16 protein-coding genes are annotated in these 15,399 nt (G+C 33.2%); 9 read left to right on the forward strand and 7 right to left on the reverse strand.

Going from position 1 to position 15,399, the window contains the following annotated elements; genetic code table 11:
* Positions 1-3: 3 nt before the first annotated feature.
* On the reverse strand, positions 4-1,026 hold the full coding sequence (locus tag TD18_RS07865) for a quinone-dependent dihydroorotate dehydrogenase (RefSeq protein WP_040250922.1): 1,023 nt from the start codon (positions 1,024-1,026) through the stop codon (positions 4-6).
* A gap of 134 nt (positions 1,027-1,160) precedes the next feature.
* Between TD18_RS07865 and TD18_RS07870 the strand changes: the two genes are divergently transcribed.
* From TD18_RS07870 to TD18_RS07880, 3 genes are all read left to right on the forward strand, one after another.
* Entirely contained in the window at positions 1,161-1,991 is an 831-nt protein-coding gene (locus TD18_RS07870; protein ID WP_040250925.1) for a universal stress protein, read from the forward strand.
* A gap of 121 nt (positions 1,992-2,112) precedes the next feature.
* Positions 2,113-3,357 carry a peptidase T gene (gene pepT / locus TD18_RS07875; RefSeq protein ID WP_040250927.1) on the forward strand — a complete coding sequence of 415 codons (1,245 nt, stop codon included), beginning with the start codon at positions 2,113-2,115 and terminating at the stop codon, positions 3,355-3,357.
* Between the two features lie 11 nt (positions 3,358-3,368).
* A complete protein-coding gene (locus TD18_RS07880) occupies positions 3,369-3,968 on the forward strand; it encodes a YdeI/OmpD-associated family protein (protein ID WP_040250929.1) in 600 nt (199 codons plus the stop codon).
* A gap of 242 nt (positions 3,969-4,210) precedes the next feature.
* Here the strand turns inward: TD18_RS07880 and yajC are convergent, their stop codons facing one another.
* The 4 genes from yajC to TD18_RS07900 all read right to left on the reverse strand — a co-directional run bounded on the left by yajC (position 4,211) and on the right by TD18_RS07900 (position 7,286).
* Positions 4,211-4,492: a preprotein translocase subunit YajC gene (gene yajC, locus TD18_RS07885; RefSeq protein ID WP_040250931.1), complete on the reverse strand. Its 282-nt coding sequence runs from the start codon at positions 4,490-4,492 to the stop codon at positions 4,211-4,213.
* A 13-nt stretch (positions 4,493-4,505) separates the two neighbouring features.
* The gene (locus TD18_RS07890) at positions 4,506-5,006 is read right to left on the reverse strand and encodes a DUF1573 domain-containing protein (protein ID WP_040250934.1); all 501 of its coding nucleotides are present in this window, start codon (positions 5,004-5,006) and stop codon (positions 4,506-4,508) included.
* 136 nt (positions 5,007-5,142) lie between these two features.
* Positions 5,143-6,054 carry a transcription antitermination factor NusB gene (gene nusB, locus TD18_RS07895; protein WP_040250938.1) on the reverse strand — a complete coding sequence of 304 codons (912 nt, stop codon included), beginning with the start codon at positions 6,052-6,054 and terminating at the stop codon, positions 5,143-5,145.
* Between the two features lie 128 nt (positions 6,055-6,182).
* Positions 6,183-7,286, reverse strand: a complete 1,104-nt coding sequence (locus tag TD18_RS07900) for a Glu/Leu/Phe/Val family dehydrogenase (protein ID WP_040251923.1) — start codon at positions 7,284-7,286, stop codon at positions 6,183-6,185.
* 133 nt (positions 7,287-7,419) lie between these two features.
* Between TD18_RS07900 and TD18_RS07905 the strand changes: the two genes are divergently transcribed.
* The 3 genes from TD18_RS07905 (at position 7,420) to TD18_RS07915 (ending at position 12,242) form a co-directional block, all read left to right on the forward strand.
* On the forward strand, positions 7,420-9,174 hold the full coding sequence (locus TD18_RS07905; protein WP_040250950.1) for an ABC transporter ATP-binding protein: 1,755 nt from the start codon (positions 7,420-7,422) through the stop codon (positions 9,172-9,174).
* A 72-nt stretch (positions 9,175-9,246) separates the two neighbouring features.
* Positions 9,247-9,651, forward strand: coding sequence for a PUR family DNA/RNA-binding protein (locus TD18_RS07910; RefSeq protein ID WP_040250952.1), 405 nt, complete (start codon positions 9,247-9,249; stop codon positions 9,649-9,651).
* Positions 9,652-9,740: 89 nt separating this feature from the next.
* Complete coding sequence (locus TD18_RS07915; RefSeq protein ID WP_052461093.1) at positions 9,741-12,242, forward strand: M14 family metallopeptidase; 2,502 nt, start codon at positions 9,741-9,743, stop codon at positions 12,240-12,242.
* Between the two features lie 135 nt (positions 12,243-12,377).
* On the opposite strand, the gene TD18_RS07920 is transcribed toward TD18_RS07915, so the two are convergent.
* Complete coding sequence (locus tag TD18_RS07920) at positions 12,378-12,713, reverse strand: tRNA-binding protein (protein ID WP_040250954.1); 336 nt, start codon at positions 12,711-12,713, stop codon at positions 12,378-12,380.
* A gap of 20 nt (positions 12,714-12,733) precedes the next feature.
* On the opposite strand from TD18_RS07920, the gene TD18_RS07925 reads away from it, so the two are divergent.
* Complete coding sequence (locus TD18_RS07925) at positions 12,734-13,288, forward strand: thioredoxin family protein (RefSeq protein ID WP_040250957.1); 555 nt, start codon at positions 12,734-12,736, stop codon at positions 13,286-13,288.
* A gap of 54 nt (positions 13,289-13,342) precedes the next feature.
* Here TD18_RS07925 and TD18_RS07930 read toward each other — a convergent pair whose 3' ends face one another.
* A complete protein-coding gene (locus TD18_RS07930) occupies positions 13,343-13,855 on the reverse strand; it encodes a fasciclin domain-containing protein (protein WP_040251929.1) in 513 nt (170 codons plus the stop codon).
* A 130-nt stretch (positions 13,856-13,985) separates the two neighbouring features.
* Between TD18_RS07930 and TD18_RS07935 the strand changes: the two genes are divergently transcribed.
* Entirely contained in the window at positions 13,986-14,543 is a 558-nt protein-coding gene (locus TD18_RS07935; protein ID WP_040250960.1) for an RNA polymerase sigma factor, read from the forward strand.
* On the forward strand, positions 14,540-15,319 hold the full coding sequence (locus TD18_RS07940; RefSeq protein ID WP_084205880.1) for an anti-sigma factor: 780 nt from the start codon (positions 14,540-14,542) through the stop codon (positions 15,317-15,319). The genes TD18_RS07935 and TD18_RS07940 overlap by 4 nt, the downstream gene beginning before the upstream one ends.
* The last annotated feature ends 80 nt before the right edge of the window (positions 15,320-15,399 follow it).

The raw sequence follows: 15,399 nt of genomic DNA on the forward strand, positions 1-15,399 counted from the left end.
ATTTCAATTCGCTTTTTTTATTAGTGCTTTGTTGATTTGTTTGATCAATTTCGGACCTTCATAAATAAATCCAGTATAGAGCTGAACTAAATCTGCTCCTGCTTCAATTTTTTCAAGCGCATCTTCAGCAGAATGAATGCCTCCTACTCCAATAATTGGAAAGGCCTTATTACTGTTTTTAGCTAAAAACCGAATCACTTCAGTTGAACGATGTGTTAGTGGTTTACCACTCAAGCCTCCAGTCTCTTTTTTATTTTCAGATTGCAAACCTTCTCTTGAAATGGTTGTATTCGTGGCTATTACGCCATCTATTTTGGTTTCAGAAACAATATCTATTATATCCATTAATTGCTCATTAGTGAGATCTGGAGCTATTTTCAGCAGTATAGGTTTTGGATTTTGCTTTTTTGAATTTTGAAACTTTAAAACTTTTAAAAGTTTTGTTAGCGGTTCTTTGTCTTGGAGAGCTCTTAGGTTTGGTGTATTTGGTGAACTTACATTGACCACAAAATAATCCACATAATCAAACAAGGCATTAAAACACAACTTATAATCCTCAACGGCATTCTCATTAGGAGTTATTTTATTCTTTCCAATATTTCCACCAATGAGCACACCTTTATTTTGTTTGAGACGTTTTACAGCGTCTTCCACACCTCCATTATTAAAACCCATTCGGTTAATAATAGCAGAATCGTCTTTTAATCTGAACAATCGTTTCTTTGGATTACCTTCTTGAGGCTTGGGTGTAAGCGTTCCAATTTCGATAAAACCAAAACCAAAATTTGACAACTCATTATAAAGTTTCGCATCTTTATCAAAACCAGCAGCGAGACCAACAGGGTTTTTAAAATGCAATCCGAAAAGTTGACGCTCTAAAGATGAATCTTCAACTACATACATACTTCTAAAAAGTGATTTAACTCCAGGAATTTTAGACGAAAAGCGAATCAACGAAAATGTAAAATGATGGATCTTTTCAGGATCAAAAAGAAAGAAAAGTGGTCGGATTAACAGCTTATACATAAAACATGGTTTACACTGCAAAAATAAGAATCTAATTGCTTTCTTACGTCGTTAATTCGTGTAAAATATGTTATTTATCATGTTTATTCTGCAATAGTTTCTCTATTTTTGATAATCAATAAAATCTAAAAATCATGAAAAAAATTATTATTCCTGTAGATTTCTCTCAGCATTCAGAATATGCTTTAGAAACAGCAGCTGCACTTGCAAAAAAACATAATTCAGAACTTATTATCATGCACATGTTAGAACTTTCTGAATCTATATTTTCAGCTTCTAGCTCTGAACGGAATGAAGAAACAGCTTTCATGTTGATGGTTACTAACAAAAAATTTGAGAGTTTTTTAGATAAACCCTACCTGGAAGGTATTTCAATTACACCAATGATTAAGCATCATAAGGTTTTAAAAGAAGTTGACGAGGTTGCGAGCGAATTAAAAGCTGATTTGATTGTCATGGGTTCTAGAGGACATAACGATTATGATGGTGTACTTTTAGGTTCAAATACAGAAAAAGTTGTGCGCTACAGTAAGACACCGCTTCTAGTTGTTAAATCTAAACCAAAAACTATAGACTTTGAACATATTGTTATAGCAACTGATTTCTCAGCAGAAAGTGCTTCTGCACTAAATAAAGCAATGGAATTATTAGGTAGTTTAGGAAAAAAAGTAACGTTATTGCATATCAATCTTCCAAATGCACATTTCCAGAGCACCAATGAAATTGAAGAAAAAATGTCTAAATTTTCAACATTAGCTAAACATAAAGATTGGAAAGATCATGTGGTTTTAATCTCTGACTACAATGTTGAAGAAGCCATATTAGGATATGCAGACAAGCACAAAGTTGATGCCATTGGGATGATTACTCAAGGTCGAAAAGGTATTAGTCATTTATTTGGAGGAAGTATTTCAGAAGACTTAGTGAATCACTCTAAAATTCCGGTTTTTACTTTCAAAAAATAAAGACCTATAATTCAGAATAAAAGCATCTTAATTAATTTTAAGGTGCTTTTTTATGTCGTAAATTTATAAACAATACTTTCTAATTGCCATTTGAATTTTTAATTTTGAAAAAACCTCAATAATGATAAATAAACAACACCTTATCAACAGATTTATTAGTTACGTAACAATTGATACCGAATCTGATCCAGAAAGCAACACTACTCCAAGTACATCTAAACAATGGGATTTAGCCAATAAATTAGCTGAAGAACTCAAAACCATTGGAATGAGTGATGTAACCATCGACGATAAGGCATACATCATGGCAACATTACCAAGCAATGTCAATCACGAGGTGCCAACTATTGGTTTTATATCGCATTTTGATACCTCTCCCGATTTTACTGGAGCTAACGTAAAGCCTCGTATCGTTGTAAATTATAATGGAAAAGATATTATGCTAAATGAGGCTGAAAATATTATTTTGTCTCCCGAATATTTTGAAGATTTATTACTCTACAAAGGAAATACGTTAATCGTGACCGACGGAACCACACTTTTAGGAGCTGATGATAAAGCAGGAATTACTGAAATTGTGTCTGCAATGGAATACTTAATTAAACATCCAGAAATTAAACATGGAAACATCAGGATAGGTTTCACACCAGACGAAGAAATAGGTCGAGGTGCGCATCATTTTGATGTGGAAAAATTTGGAGCTGATTGGGCATATACCATGGATGGAAGTCAAATTGGCGAATTGGAATATGAAAATTTTAATGCAGCAGGAGCAAAAGTGCATATTAAAGGAAAAATTGTTCATCCTGGTTATGCCAAAGGAAAAATGGTGAACTCCATGTATATCGCTACAACTTTTATCAACTCGTTACCAAGATTAGAAACACCAGAGCATACTGAAGGCTATCAAGGGTTCTTTCACCTATATGGCATTGATGGTAAAGTAGATGAAACGACATTACAATACATTATAAGAGATCACGATAAAGACCATTTTGAAGCTCGAAAAGAGGTAATGCAAAAGCTTGCTGATGATATCAATTCTGAATATGGACGTGAAGTTATTACCATAGACATCAAAGATCAATATTTCAATATGAAAGAAAAGGTAGAACCTGTAATGCATATTGTTGATATTGCTGAAGAAGCTATGAAACAATTAGGCATTGAACCATTAATTAAACCTATTCGTGGTGGAACCGATGGCTCTCAATTGAGTTATATGGGATTGCCTTGCCCAAATATTTTTGCTGGTGGACATAATTTTCATGGTCGTTATGAATATGTTCCTGTGGAAAGCATGATAAAAGCTACTGAAGTGATTTGTAAAATTGCTGAACTGACTGCTGAAAATGCTTCTAAATAAAATTAAAACTTATGAAGAAAGTCTATTCCGTTGAAGAGTACATCGAAACGAATTCTCATTTTGGTGAAGCCTTAATTCTGTTAAGAGAGATTATAAATTCTACTGAACTGAATGAATCTATAAAATGGAGTGCTCCTGTATATGACTTAAATGGAAAAAATGTTGTCGGACTTGGTGCTTTTAAAAACCATTTTGGGATTTGGTTTTTTAATGGTGTATTTCTTAAAGATGAACACAACGTATTGGTTAATGCTCAGGAAAATAAAACCAAAGCCTTACGGCAAATGCGATTTGAGTCTATTAATGATATAGACAAGAATTTAGTTTTGGCTTACGTGAAAGAAGCCATTGAAAATCAAAAACAAGGAAAAGAAATCAAACCCAAACGTGCTACAAAAAAAGTAGATATTCCTAAGGAACTAAAAACACATTTTAAAATGCACACTGACCTAGAATCGAATTTTAAAGCATTGACACCAGGTAAACAAAGAGAATATTGTAGCTATATATCCGAAGCTAAAAGAGAGGCGACAAAGCAATCAAGACTTGATAAAATCACACCCATGATTTTAAAAGGTGTTGGCTTACACGATAAATATAAGAATTGTTGATGCTGTTGTAATTGTTAGTTGAATAACTAATATATAATTCGAAATAAAAATTAATAACCAAAACATGTCATGCTGAGCAAAGCAAAAGATAAATACCTCGATATGGTGGCCTTTCGACTGCGCTCAAGGTGACATTATAATTTATAATAAACGATAATTTTAAGTATTATAATGAATTATTATGCTTGAGAACTATATAAAAAAAGCTCCAATTGGAGCTTTTTTTATATAAGTTGAAAACGTTATTTCTCAGCTACTGAAGTATTGACTTTCTTACTCATTTCCATAGAAATAGCAGAACGTTCAAACTTAATCTTTCCAGCCATCGTTTCAATCACACAACTATTGTCTTTATCATTTAAGTCAATAATTTTTCCGTGTAATCCACTTTTTGTAATCACCTTGTCACCACGCTTTAATTCAGCTGCAAACTTCTTTTCTTGCTTTGCACGCTTCATTTGAGGTGCTATCATAAAGAAATAAACCACTGCAAACATGGCTACAAAAGGTAGTAAATCCATCATGGGTTGTAACGTTTTAGTTTACTGATTTGATTGATGCAGAACCTGCTTTTTTAGCTGGAGCATTTGGATCTGGCTCAATAAACGCTTTAATTTTTACAACTTCAGAACCTTTTTCTGTATTTGTTGTTAACGTAATACTTTTACTTACTTGATTATTTCCTTTTCCATTGAATTTTACAGTAAATTCAGCAGACTCACCTGGAGCTAAAGGATCTTTCTTCCAATCTGAAGGCACTGTACATCCGCATGTACTTTTAATATTGCTCACTACTAATGGTGAATCACCAGTATTAGTGTATCTAAATTTTGTTTCAACTGGAGTTCCGTTAACGATAGTTCCAAAATCATGTTCTGTTTCATCAAAAGAAATCACTGGAAATTCACTAGATGTTGCATCTCTTTCTGCAGCTGCTGCTACATTATCTGAATTAATTTTACTTGCAGCGTTTTCTTCTTTACAAGATGTAAAAGCCACCATACAAAGTGCACTTAATCCTAATATTACTTTTTTCATTGCTATAATTTTAAATTAAACTTTTAAAATGTTTTTGTTTAAGGCGATAAAAGTAATGATAATTTCATCGAATCAAAATTTTTTAGCATTTTTTTAAATGAAAAAACGAACCTTAACACTAGATTTTTAAAGGATTTTAAAGCAATCCTCGACCTACTTTATTAAATTTATTTTCGGCTTTGTAGTCTTTTACAATTTTATCTAAAATGCCATTAATAAAGTTGCTACTTTTTGGTGTAGAATATTCTTTTGCAATTTCTAAATATTCATTAATTGTGACTTTTACAGGAATTGATGGAAACTTTTGAAATTCGCAAATAGCCATTTGCATTAATACAGTATCTATTTGTGTAATTCTTTCAGAATCCCAGTTTTTGGTCTTAGAAGCAATCTCATCACTAAAATTACTTTGATTTAAAATAGTTTTTTTGAGCAATTCTATTCCGAAGTCCCTATCATCCTCATCTTTAAAAAGTTTTGGAAGGAAATGCTTTTCTGCCGTAGAAGGTTTTAATTTTTTCAAAAGCTTTAAAACACTTGTATTAACCACAGGAATATCATCTAACCACGTTAATTTTTTGTCTTCGAAATAATCGTATAGCTTGTCATTTGGAGCAATAATATCTTCAAAAACTGATATAATAAACGCTTTGTCTTCTTTAAAAGTCGATGTTGAAGTCGCCATGTAATCTTTATAGAGATCACTTTCTGTGATGGCTTTAAATGTAAGATCTACATATTCAAAATCTAAGTACCAAGGATTCAACTTGCGATGCTCTAATTCTGCTTTAAGTACTTCATTAGAACTAAGCATTACTAAAACTTCATTTTTAATGAATTTTAGATTCGGATTTTTCTCAGCTTTAGTTGCTAAAAACTTTTTTTGCGTTTTATTCTGATGATCTTCAGCTTTCTTATGAACCTCAATGATAAGAGACAACACACTAAGATAGAGGTCATACATACTGTTTAAACTATGATTGAGAAAGCTGTCACTTACCTTTAAATCTTCACTCTCATTACCTTTAAAAGCGTAGAGGGCTTGCATGACTTTAATACGTATATGTCTTCTGTTTAGCATGTAAAGAACTTTAAATAAGTGCGTTAAGGAATTATATGATACTTACGTTATTATTAACGCTTGCAAAAATACTATAATTTTAAATGTCAGAACAATTATTTGCTCTGTTCTCGTTTACGTGTTTCAATACGCTCATTGGCAATATTGAGAGCCGCTACGTTTGTTGTTACGTTGTTAGCCTTTGCTCTAATTAGTATTTCTTCAGTTGTATTATAAATATTTTCTGTCTTGCGAATAATTTCTTGTTTGTCATAATTTTCTAATTCCGCATAAACATTTATTATGCCTCCTGCATTGATTAAGAAATCTGGTGCATAAACAATACCTCTTTCCTGAAGTATTCTGCTATGCTTATCTTCAATAGCCAACTGGTTATTAGCAGCTCCAGCAATTACCTGAGCCTTCAATTTATAAATAGTATCATCATTTATGGTTGCTCCCAAAGCGCATGGTGCATAGATGTCCATATCTTCAGCATAAATGTCTTGGCCACCATAAATAGTAACATCATATTTAGACTTTACAAGCTCTAAGCGTTCCTGACTAATATCTGCAATAGTGACTCTAGCGCCTTCATTTACCAAATGCTCAACAAGTGCTTCTCCTACATGACCAATACCTTGAACAAATACAGACTTATCTTCTAAAATATCACTACCAAATTTAAATTTAGCAGCAGCTTTCATTCCCATAAATACGCCATAAGCCGTAATAGGTGATGGATTTCCGGCTCCTCCTTTGCTTTCAGAAATGCCTGTTACATAAGGTGTCACTTCCCGAACTAAATCCATATCTTCTGTCGTCATCCCGACATCTTCAGCAGTAATATACTTGCCGCTCAAAGAATTTACGAATTCACCAAACTTTTTCATCAATTCAGGTGTCTTCTGTGTTTTGGCATCTCCAATGATAACAGCTTTTCCGCCTCCTAGATTTAAACCAGTAATAGCCGATTTAAAAGTCATCCCTCTAGACAACCTCAAAACATCATTTAAAGCTTCCCATTCATTGTTGTAATTCCACATTCTTGTGCCTCCTAAAGCAGGTCCTAAAACTGTGTTATGAATACCGATTATTGCTTTTAAACCAGTATCTTTGTCATTGCAAAAAACAATTTGCTCGTGATTATCAAAGGATAATTGCCCAAAAACAGGGTCTATTTTATGAAGTTCTTTTGAACTGATAACATCTGATGTCATGTGATTTTTATTTTGTAAGCTATTTTGCATTTTACACAAAATAGCGAGCAAAAATAAATCAATATTAGAGTATTAACAAAAATATAGATGATAATTTATACATCTGTTAACAACTTGAAGCTCCATTTTTTTCATGAAGGAATTAAAACACATTAATAAATACTTCTATAAATACAAATATCGTCTGCTACTAGGCGTTGTCATTACCATTTGTGCTAAAGTATTTGCGCTTTTCACGCCTAGACTCATTGGTAAATCTATTACAACGATCTCAAAAGGTCTTAACAATGAAATTAGCAATGACATATTTAAGCAAGAACTTGCCACCAATATCATGTATTTAATTGGCGCTGCTGTTGTAGCTGGTATCTTTACGTTTTTAATGCGTCAGACGATTATAAACGTCTCACGTTATATTGAGTACGATTTAAAAAACGAAGTGTATCAACAATACCAACGTTTATCACTTAATTTCTATAAATCGAATAGAACTGGAGATTTGATGAACCGAATTAGTGAAGATGTCACAAAAGTTAGAATGTACACTGGTCCAGCCATTATGTACACATTTAACATGATTACTTTATTTATTGTCGCATTAATTTACATGCTAAGCGTAGCTCCGAAGCTTACACTTTATACCATGTTGCCATTGCCGTTTTTGTCCTTTATTATTTATAAACTTAGCAAAGTCATAAATAAGAGAAGTACTATTGTGCAACAGTATTTATCTAACTTATCGGCTTATACGCAAGAATCCTTTAGTGGAATCTCGATTATTAAGGCTTATGGTATTGAAGATGAAAATAATTTAGCTTTTAATAAACTTTCTGAAGACAGCAAACAAAAACAAATCGATTTAACTAAAGTTCAGGCTTTGTTTTTCCCTTCAATGATTTTACTCATTGGTATTAGTAATATTCTGGTCGCTTATATTGGAGGCGTACAATACATCAATGGCGAAATACAAGACATTGGTACCATCGCTGAGTTTTTAATTTATGTAAACATGCTCACTTGGCCAGTGGCTACAGTAGGTTGGGTGACGAATTTAGTACAACAAGCTGAAGCCTCACAAAAGCGTATTAATGAGTTTTTAAAGCAGGAACCCGAAATTAAAAACAATACGATTGAACAAAGCAAAATTGAAGGTAATATCGAATTTAAAGATGTTACTTTTATTTATCCTGACACCAATATTAAAGCGTTGGATTCAGTTTCATTTTCACTTGAAAAAGGGCAAACTTTAGCCATTCTCGGAAAAACGGGTTCTGGAAAATCTACCATTCTGGATTTGATTGGCAGACTGTACGATGTTCAAGGCGGACGTATAACTATTGACGGAAAAACCATAGATCAAGTTAACCTAACTAATTTGAGAGATAGTATTGGTTATGTGCCTCAGGACGCATTTTTATTTTCAGATACCATTGAAAATAATATCATGTTTGGAAAGGAAGATGCTACGGAAGCTGAAGTGATTGAAGCTGCAAAAAATGCCTATGTCCACAAAAATATCAAGAAGTTTACAAATGGATATAAAACCAAATTAGGTGAACGTGGCATTACTCTTTCTGGTGGACAAAAACAGCGTATTTCAATTGCAAGGGCCTTAATTAAAGCGCCTAACATTATGCTTTTTGATGATTGTTTATCTGCTGTTGATACAGAAACTGAAGAGAAAATCTTAAATAGTCTTAAAAAAGTATCACATGGCAAAACAACTATTATTGTGAGTCATCGCGTATCAGCTGCAAAACACGCTGATAAGATTATTGTTCTCGACGACGGAAAAATTGTTCAAAACGGTACACATGAACACTTGATTAACCTTGATGGCTACTACAAAGAACTCTACTTGAAACAGCTTAGCACAAAAGAATTATAATAATTTGTTGCTTACTATACTTTTTTTTTAGATTTTTGAAGCACTAACAACTCAAAAAATTAAAAATTAGCTATGAGTGATCACGGAATGATGGAGAAAGAAGAAATTTTCTCAAAAGTATTAAGAGCAGGAAGACGAACTTACTTCTTTGATGTAAGATCAACCAAAGCTGGAGATTACTATCTAACAATTACTGAAAGTAAAAAATTCACGAATGATGATGGATCTTTCCATTATAAAAAACATAAAATCTATCTATACAAAGAAGATTTTAATGAATTTAATGAGATTTTAAAGGAAATGACAGATTATATCATCGATGAAAAAGGCGATGAAGTTATAAGTGAAAGACATCAAAAAGATTTCAAAAAAGAAGATTATTCAACACCTAACGATGACTTAGCCGAAGGTGGTGAATCTGTTGATGATTCTGATTCTGCAGACAAGTTTACAGATATTAACTTTGAAGACATCTAACAATAGCTTTTGTTAAAACCTATTTAAACCGTTACATTTCGTAACGGTTTTTTTATTTTTATACGTTTCTAATATCAACTCCCTATTTTATGAGATTTATTTTGTGTGTTATCACGTTATGTTGCTTATCATTACAGGCACAAACAACAGATTTATCCTATTACCTTCCCCAAAATACAACATACGATTCTAAAATCCCTACTCCAGAATCAGTCATAGGACATCAGGTTGGTGAATGGCATATTACACATGACAGACTCGTTAGTTACATGCAGATTTTAGCAAAATCTTCAGATAGAATACATATTGAAAACAGAGGGAAAACTTTTGAAGGCAGACCTCTGCTCCTTCTTACAATTACATCGCCAGAAAACCATTCTGATATCGAAAATATAAGAACCACACATATTTCAGCTACCGAAAACAATAGCGCGAATGTCGACAACATGCCAATAGTCGTTTATCAAGGGTTCTCAATTCATGGTAACGAAGCAAGTGGTTCAAATGCAGCAATGCTTGTAGCTTATTACTTGGCTGCAGCTCAAAGTGAAGATGTAAAAAACTTGTTGGATAATACTATTATTTTATTTGATCCAGCCTATAACCCAGATGGTTTACAACGATTTGCTTATTGGGCAAATACGAATAAAAGTAAACACTTAAATCCTGATCCTAATGATCGTGAATATGATGAAGTTTGGCCTGGCGGACGAACAAACCACTATTGGTTTGACATGAACAGAGACTGGCTGCCTGTTCAATTACCAGAATCTAAAGTTCGTATTGAAAGTTTCCATAAATGGTTACCAAATATCTTAACCGATCATCATGAAATGGGAACAAATTCTACGTTCTTTTTTCAACCAGGAATTCCTTCTAGAACTCATCCGCTCACACCAAAACTCAATCAGCAACTTACAAAATCTATCGGAAATTATCACGCTAAAGCTCTAGACAAAATAGGGTCTTTGTATTACACTGAAGAGAATTTTGATGACTTTTACTACGGAAAAGGTTCTACATTTCCTGATATCAATGGAGGCATTGGTATTTTATTTGAACAAGGCAGTTCTCGTGGACATATTCAAGAAAGTGTAAATGGAATTATAACCTTTCCATTTACAATTCGCAACCAATTTACAGCTGCTTTATCTACTTTAGAAGCAGGAAAAAATATGCGAAAAGATATTTTACAATATCAGCATGATTTTTATAAAAATGCACGTACTGAAGCGAGTAAAGAAAACGGAAAAGCTATCATATTTGGAGATGAAAAAGATGCAGCAAAAACCTTTCATTTAGCCGAAGTATTAAAGCGTCATCAAATTGAATTTCATGAACTTAAAAGTGATTTTAAAACCAATGGAAAGCAATTCAAAAAAGGGTATAGTTATGTCATTCCTAAAAATCAGAAAAATACACGACTCATAAACGCGATGTTTGAAAAACGAACCACATTTCAGGACAGCTTGTTTTATGATGTGTCTGCCTGGACGTTTCCTTTAGCTTTCGGTCTGGATTATGCTGATGATGTTTCAACGACTATTGCAGGTGTAAAAGTTGAAGATTTACAAATGAAAACTGGTTCTGTATCATCGAAAAGCAATTATGCGTATCTGATGGAGTGGCATGAGTATTATGCGCCAAAAGCGTTAAGCGCTATTCTTGGTAGCGGATTAAGAGCAAAAGTTGGCATGAGTCAATTTAAAACTAATGGTAAAATCTACGACTACGGAACCATTTTGATTCCAGTTCAAAATCAGAATAAATCTCCTGAAGACTTATATGCATTCTTACAAAAAGTAGCTAAAGATAGTCACCTTCAAATTGATGCTGTCACAACAGGTTTAACCGAAGGAATTGACTTAGGAAGTAATCAGTTTAGTGCATTAACACAACCCAAAGTTGCCATAATTGTTGGTGAAGGCATTAGAAGTTACGACGCTGGAGAAATCTGGCATGTATTTGATCAGCGCTACGACATGCCGATCACTAAATTAGATACGAGAAACTTGGGCAGAACCGATTTAAGTCGTTACAATACGATTATTGTTCCGAGTGGCTCAATGGATAAAAGAGCAACCGATAACTTGAAAAAATGGACTGAAAACGGAGGAACACTAATTGCTTACAGAAATGCTTTAAACTGGCTTGACCGAAATGACTTTTTAAAACTAGAATTTAAAAAGACAAAGCTAGTCGCCGAAGATATTTCTTATGAAGAACGAAGTGATTTTAGAGGTGCGCAAGTGATTGGTGGCGCCATTTTTGAAGCCAAACAAGACCGTTCGCATCCCATTAATTTCGGATATAAAAATGATAGAATTGCATTATTCAGAAACAATACGATTTTTCTGAAACCAGACAAGCAGAGTTATAATAATCCATTACAATACACTAAAAATCCGTTATTGAGCGGTTATGTTTCAAAACAAAATTTGGACAGTTTATCGCTTTCTGTTCCGTTTAAAGCGAATCGATTCAAATCTGGAAAAATCATTACGTTTACAGACAATACCAATTTTAGAGCCTTTTGGTATGGTACAAATAAGTTGTTGATGAATGCTATTTTCTTTAGAGAGGAAATGTAGGTGTTTGTTGTTGAGTTGTTGAGTTGTTGAGTTGTTGAGTTGTTGAATTGTTGAATTGTTGAATTGTTGAATTGAAAACTACTAAAAAAAACTTATCTCTTATACCTTCTCCCTTATCCCTTAGTACTAACATTATTAAGACACCACACTCCCATTTTGAACTTTATGTTCTGGGTTGAGCAATATGACATCTTTACCGTTGACTGCTCCAAGAACTAAGCATTCGCTCATAAATTTTGCTATTTGCTTTTTTGGAAAATTAACCACAGCAACTATTTGTCGGTTGAGTAATGCGTCTTTCTCGTATAAGGTTGTGATTTGGGCAGACGATTTTTTTATTCCTAAATCTCCAAAATCGATAGTTAACTGATATGCAGGCTGTCTCGCTTCAGGGAAATCATTGACTTCTACAATAGTTCCAACACGTAAATCTACTTTTGTGAAGTCTTCAAAAGTTATTATATTATCCATAACTTAAAAATATAAAAAAAATGGCACTTACACCTTCAAATATGTTACCCTTAGGAACTTCAGCACCAAAATTCAATCTTATAAATACCATAGATGACACCATGGTTTCCTTAGATGAGGCTAAAGGTATTAAAGGAACCGTTATCATGTTTATATGTAATCATTGTCCGTTTGTAAAGCATGTCAATGCAGAACTAGTACAATTAGCAAAAGATTATGTAACAAAAGGTATAAAATGTATTGCCATTTCAAGCAATGATGCCGAAAACTATCCGGAAGATGCTCCCGATAAAATGAAGGAGAATGCCATTCAGCAAGGTTTTATTTTTCCGTATTTATATGATAAAACTCAAGAAGTTGCCAAAGCTTATGACGCAGCTTGTACGCCAGATTTCTATGTGTTTGATAAAAATTCTAAGCTAGTGTATCGAGGGCAATTAGACCAATCGAGACCAGGAAATGGTTCGCCTGTTACTGGTAGAGATTTACGTCAAGCCATTGATAATGTAATCAATGAACAGCCTGTTAGTGAAGAACAGAAACCAAGTATGGGCTGTAATATCAAATGGAAATAGAAAAGCATTCACAAATGTGAATGCCTTTCCTCCTTCTCATAGCAATTTTCCTAATTATTTAGGCATCACTACGCAATCAATCACATGTATCACACCATTACTACCCATAACATCAGTAGCAGTAATTTCACTGTAATTTCCGTTTTGGTCTTTTAACCAGATTTTATCATCTTTTTGTAGCACTGTAAGTATTGCGCCGTTAAGTGCTTTCAATTCAACTTTACCATTACCTTTCTTTAAAGCTGCGACAACATCTGCTGCAGCAAGTTTTCCTGAGACAACATGATACGTTAAAATGTTGGCTAAAGCTTTTTGATTTTTCTTCTCTAAGAGCGAATTTAACGTTGCTGAGTCAATTTTAGCAAACGCTGCGTTTGTAGGCGCAAATACTGTAAAAGGACCATCACCTTGCAAAGCTTTAACTAATTCAGCTGCTTTAAGAGCAGTTACTAATGTTGAGAAATTTTCATTCCCAACTGCAACATCTACAATTGTTCCTTGTGCCACGACATTATTATTAAATGTTAATGCTACGAACGTTGATAAAATAAATACTAGTTTTTTCATAATTTTTTTATTTGTATTGGTTAAACTAATGACGTACTTCTTTTCGTTTTGAAGTACTTTCATTTATATTTACACAGCATTATTAGCTATGGATGAGTCATTGCTATATTTTGTGAAATCTTTAACATTCATGAGCGACGACAAAGCCCTTATATTAAAACTTAAAAGCAAAGATGAAACTGCTTTGAGTCTTGTATATGATAAATATTCGGCAGCACTTTACGGCGTAATTATCAGAATGTGTAAAGATGAAGATGCTGCAAAAAATTTATTGCAGGATACATTCATGACCATTTGGGAAAAATCTGATCGTTACGATTTTGAAAAAGGTCGGTTTTACACATGGGCTTACAGAATAGCAAAGAATAAAACGTTAAACTTTTTAAGGAAGCCAAATCATCTCATCCAAATCGCAGATTTAAGTGTATATAAAGATAGAACTGAAGATGTTACTCGAAACATTGATGATTTAAAATTAAAAGGAACCATAAAACGTTTAGAACCTCATCATCAAAAAGCAATAGAACTTGTATATTTTAACGGATTAACCCATCGCGAAGCTCATGAAGAAATGAACGTCCCTTTAGGAACGTTTAAATCCTACATAAGACAAGCCTTAAAACAACTCCAAGAATCATATGTAACAGTTATTGCGTTTTTAATGATCTTAATTGAGGGAATAAGATGATGGATAAAACTTACATACAAGACCAAGGAATACTTGAACTATATGTGTTGGGTGAACTTAATGAAAGTGAACAACAACAGGTAGAGGAAGCCTTAACCCAATATCCAGATTTAAGAAGTGAATTAGAACGCATTGAAATCAAATTCGAAACTTTGGCTTTTGAACAAGCTATTGAAGCTCCAGATTCCGTTAAAAATGCTTTATTGAAAGAGGCATCTCTTATGAATTCTAAAACCCTTCCCTTAAGTTATACTAAAAACAATAGAAGTTATATGGCTATTGCAGCGAGTATAACTGGATTGCTGTTAGTTGGTTCTATCTACTTGTATTTAGAATGGACTACTGCTAAAAATAAGCTAAAACTTGTGGAGGATCAAAATAAAGAGCTCAATATTAAAATTGATGATCTAGCAAATGATCTTGATACAACCAGATCATTATTTGCTTTAATAAACAATCCGAATACTGAGAAATACATCCTGAAAGGAAATGAATTAATGCCAGATGCTAAAGTTATTAGTTACGTTAATAATTCAGAAAAATCTGTAGTTATTAATACTGAATACCTACCTGAACTTGATAATGAGCATGATTACCAAATGTGGGCAGATGTTCAAGGTGAAATGATTGATATGGGCATTATTGATACCCATCAAACAATGTTAGCTATGAACTACATTGAAAATTCAGAATCTTTAAATATCACTATTGAACCTGCTGGAGGAAATGACCATCCAACAGTGTCAAAACTAATTACAAATGTATATTTAAAATAAAATCTATCAATTTTTATATTGATAGATTTCATTGGATTCAACTGCGAAGTCTCAGTCTTTTATTAAAATCTTTTTCATGA

The sequence above is a fragment of the Psychroserpens mesophilus genome, from assembly GCF_000826645.1.
GTDB lineage: Bacteria > Bacteroidota > Bacteroidia > Flavobacteriales > Flavobacteriaceae > Psychroserpens > Psychroserpens mesophilus.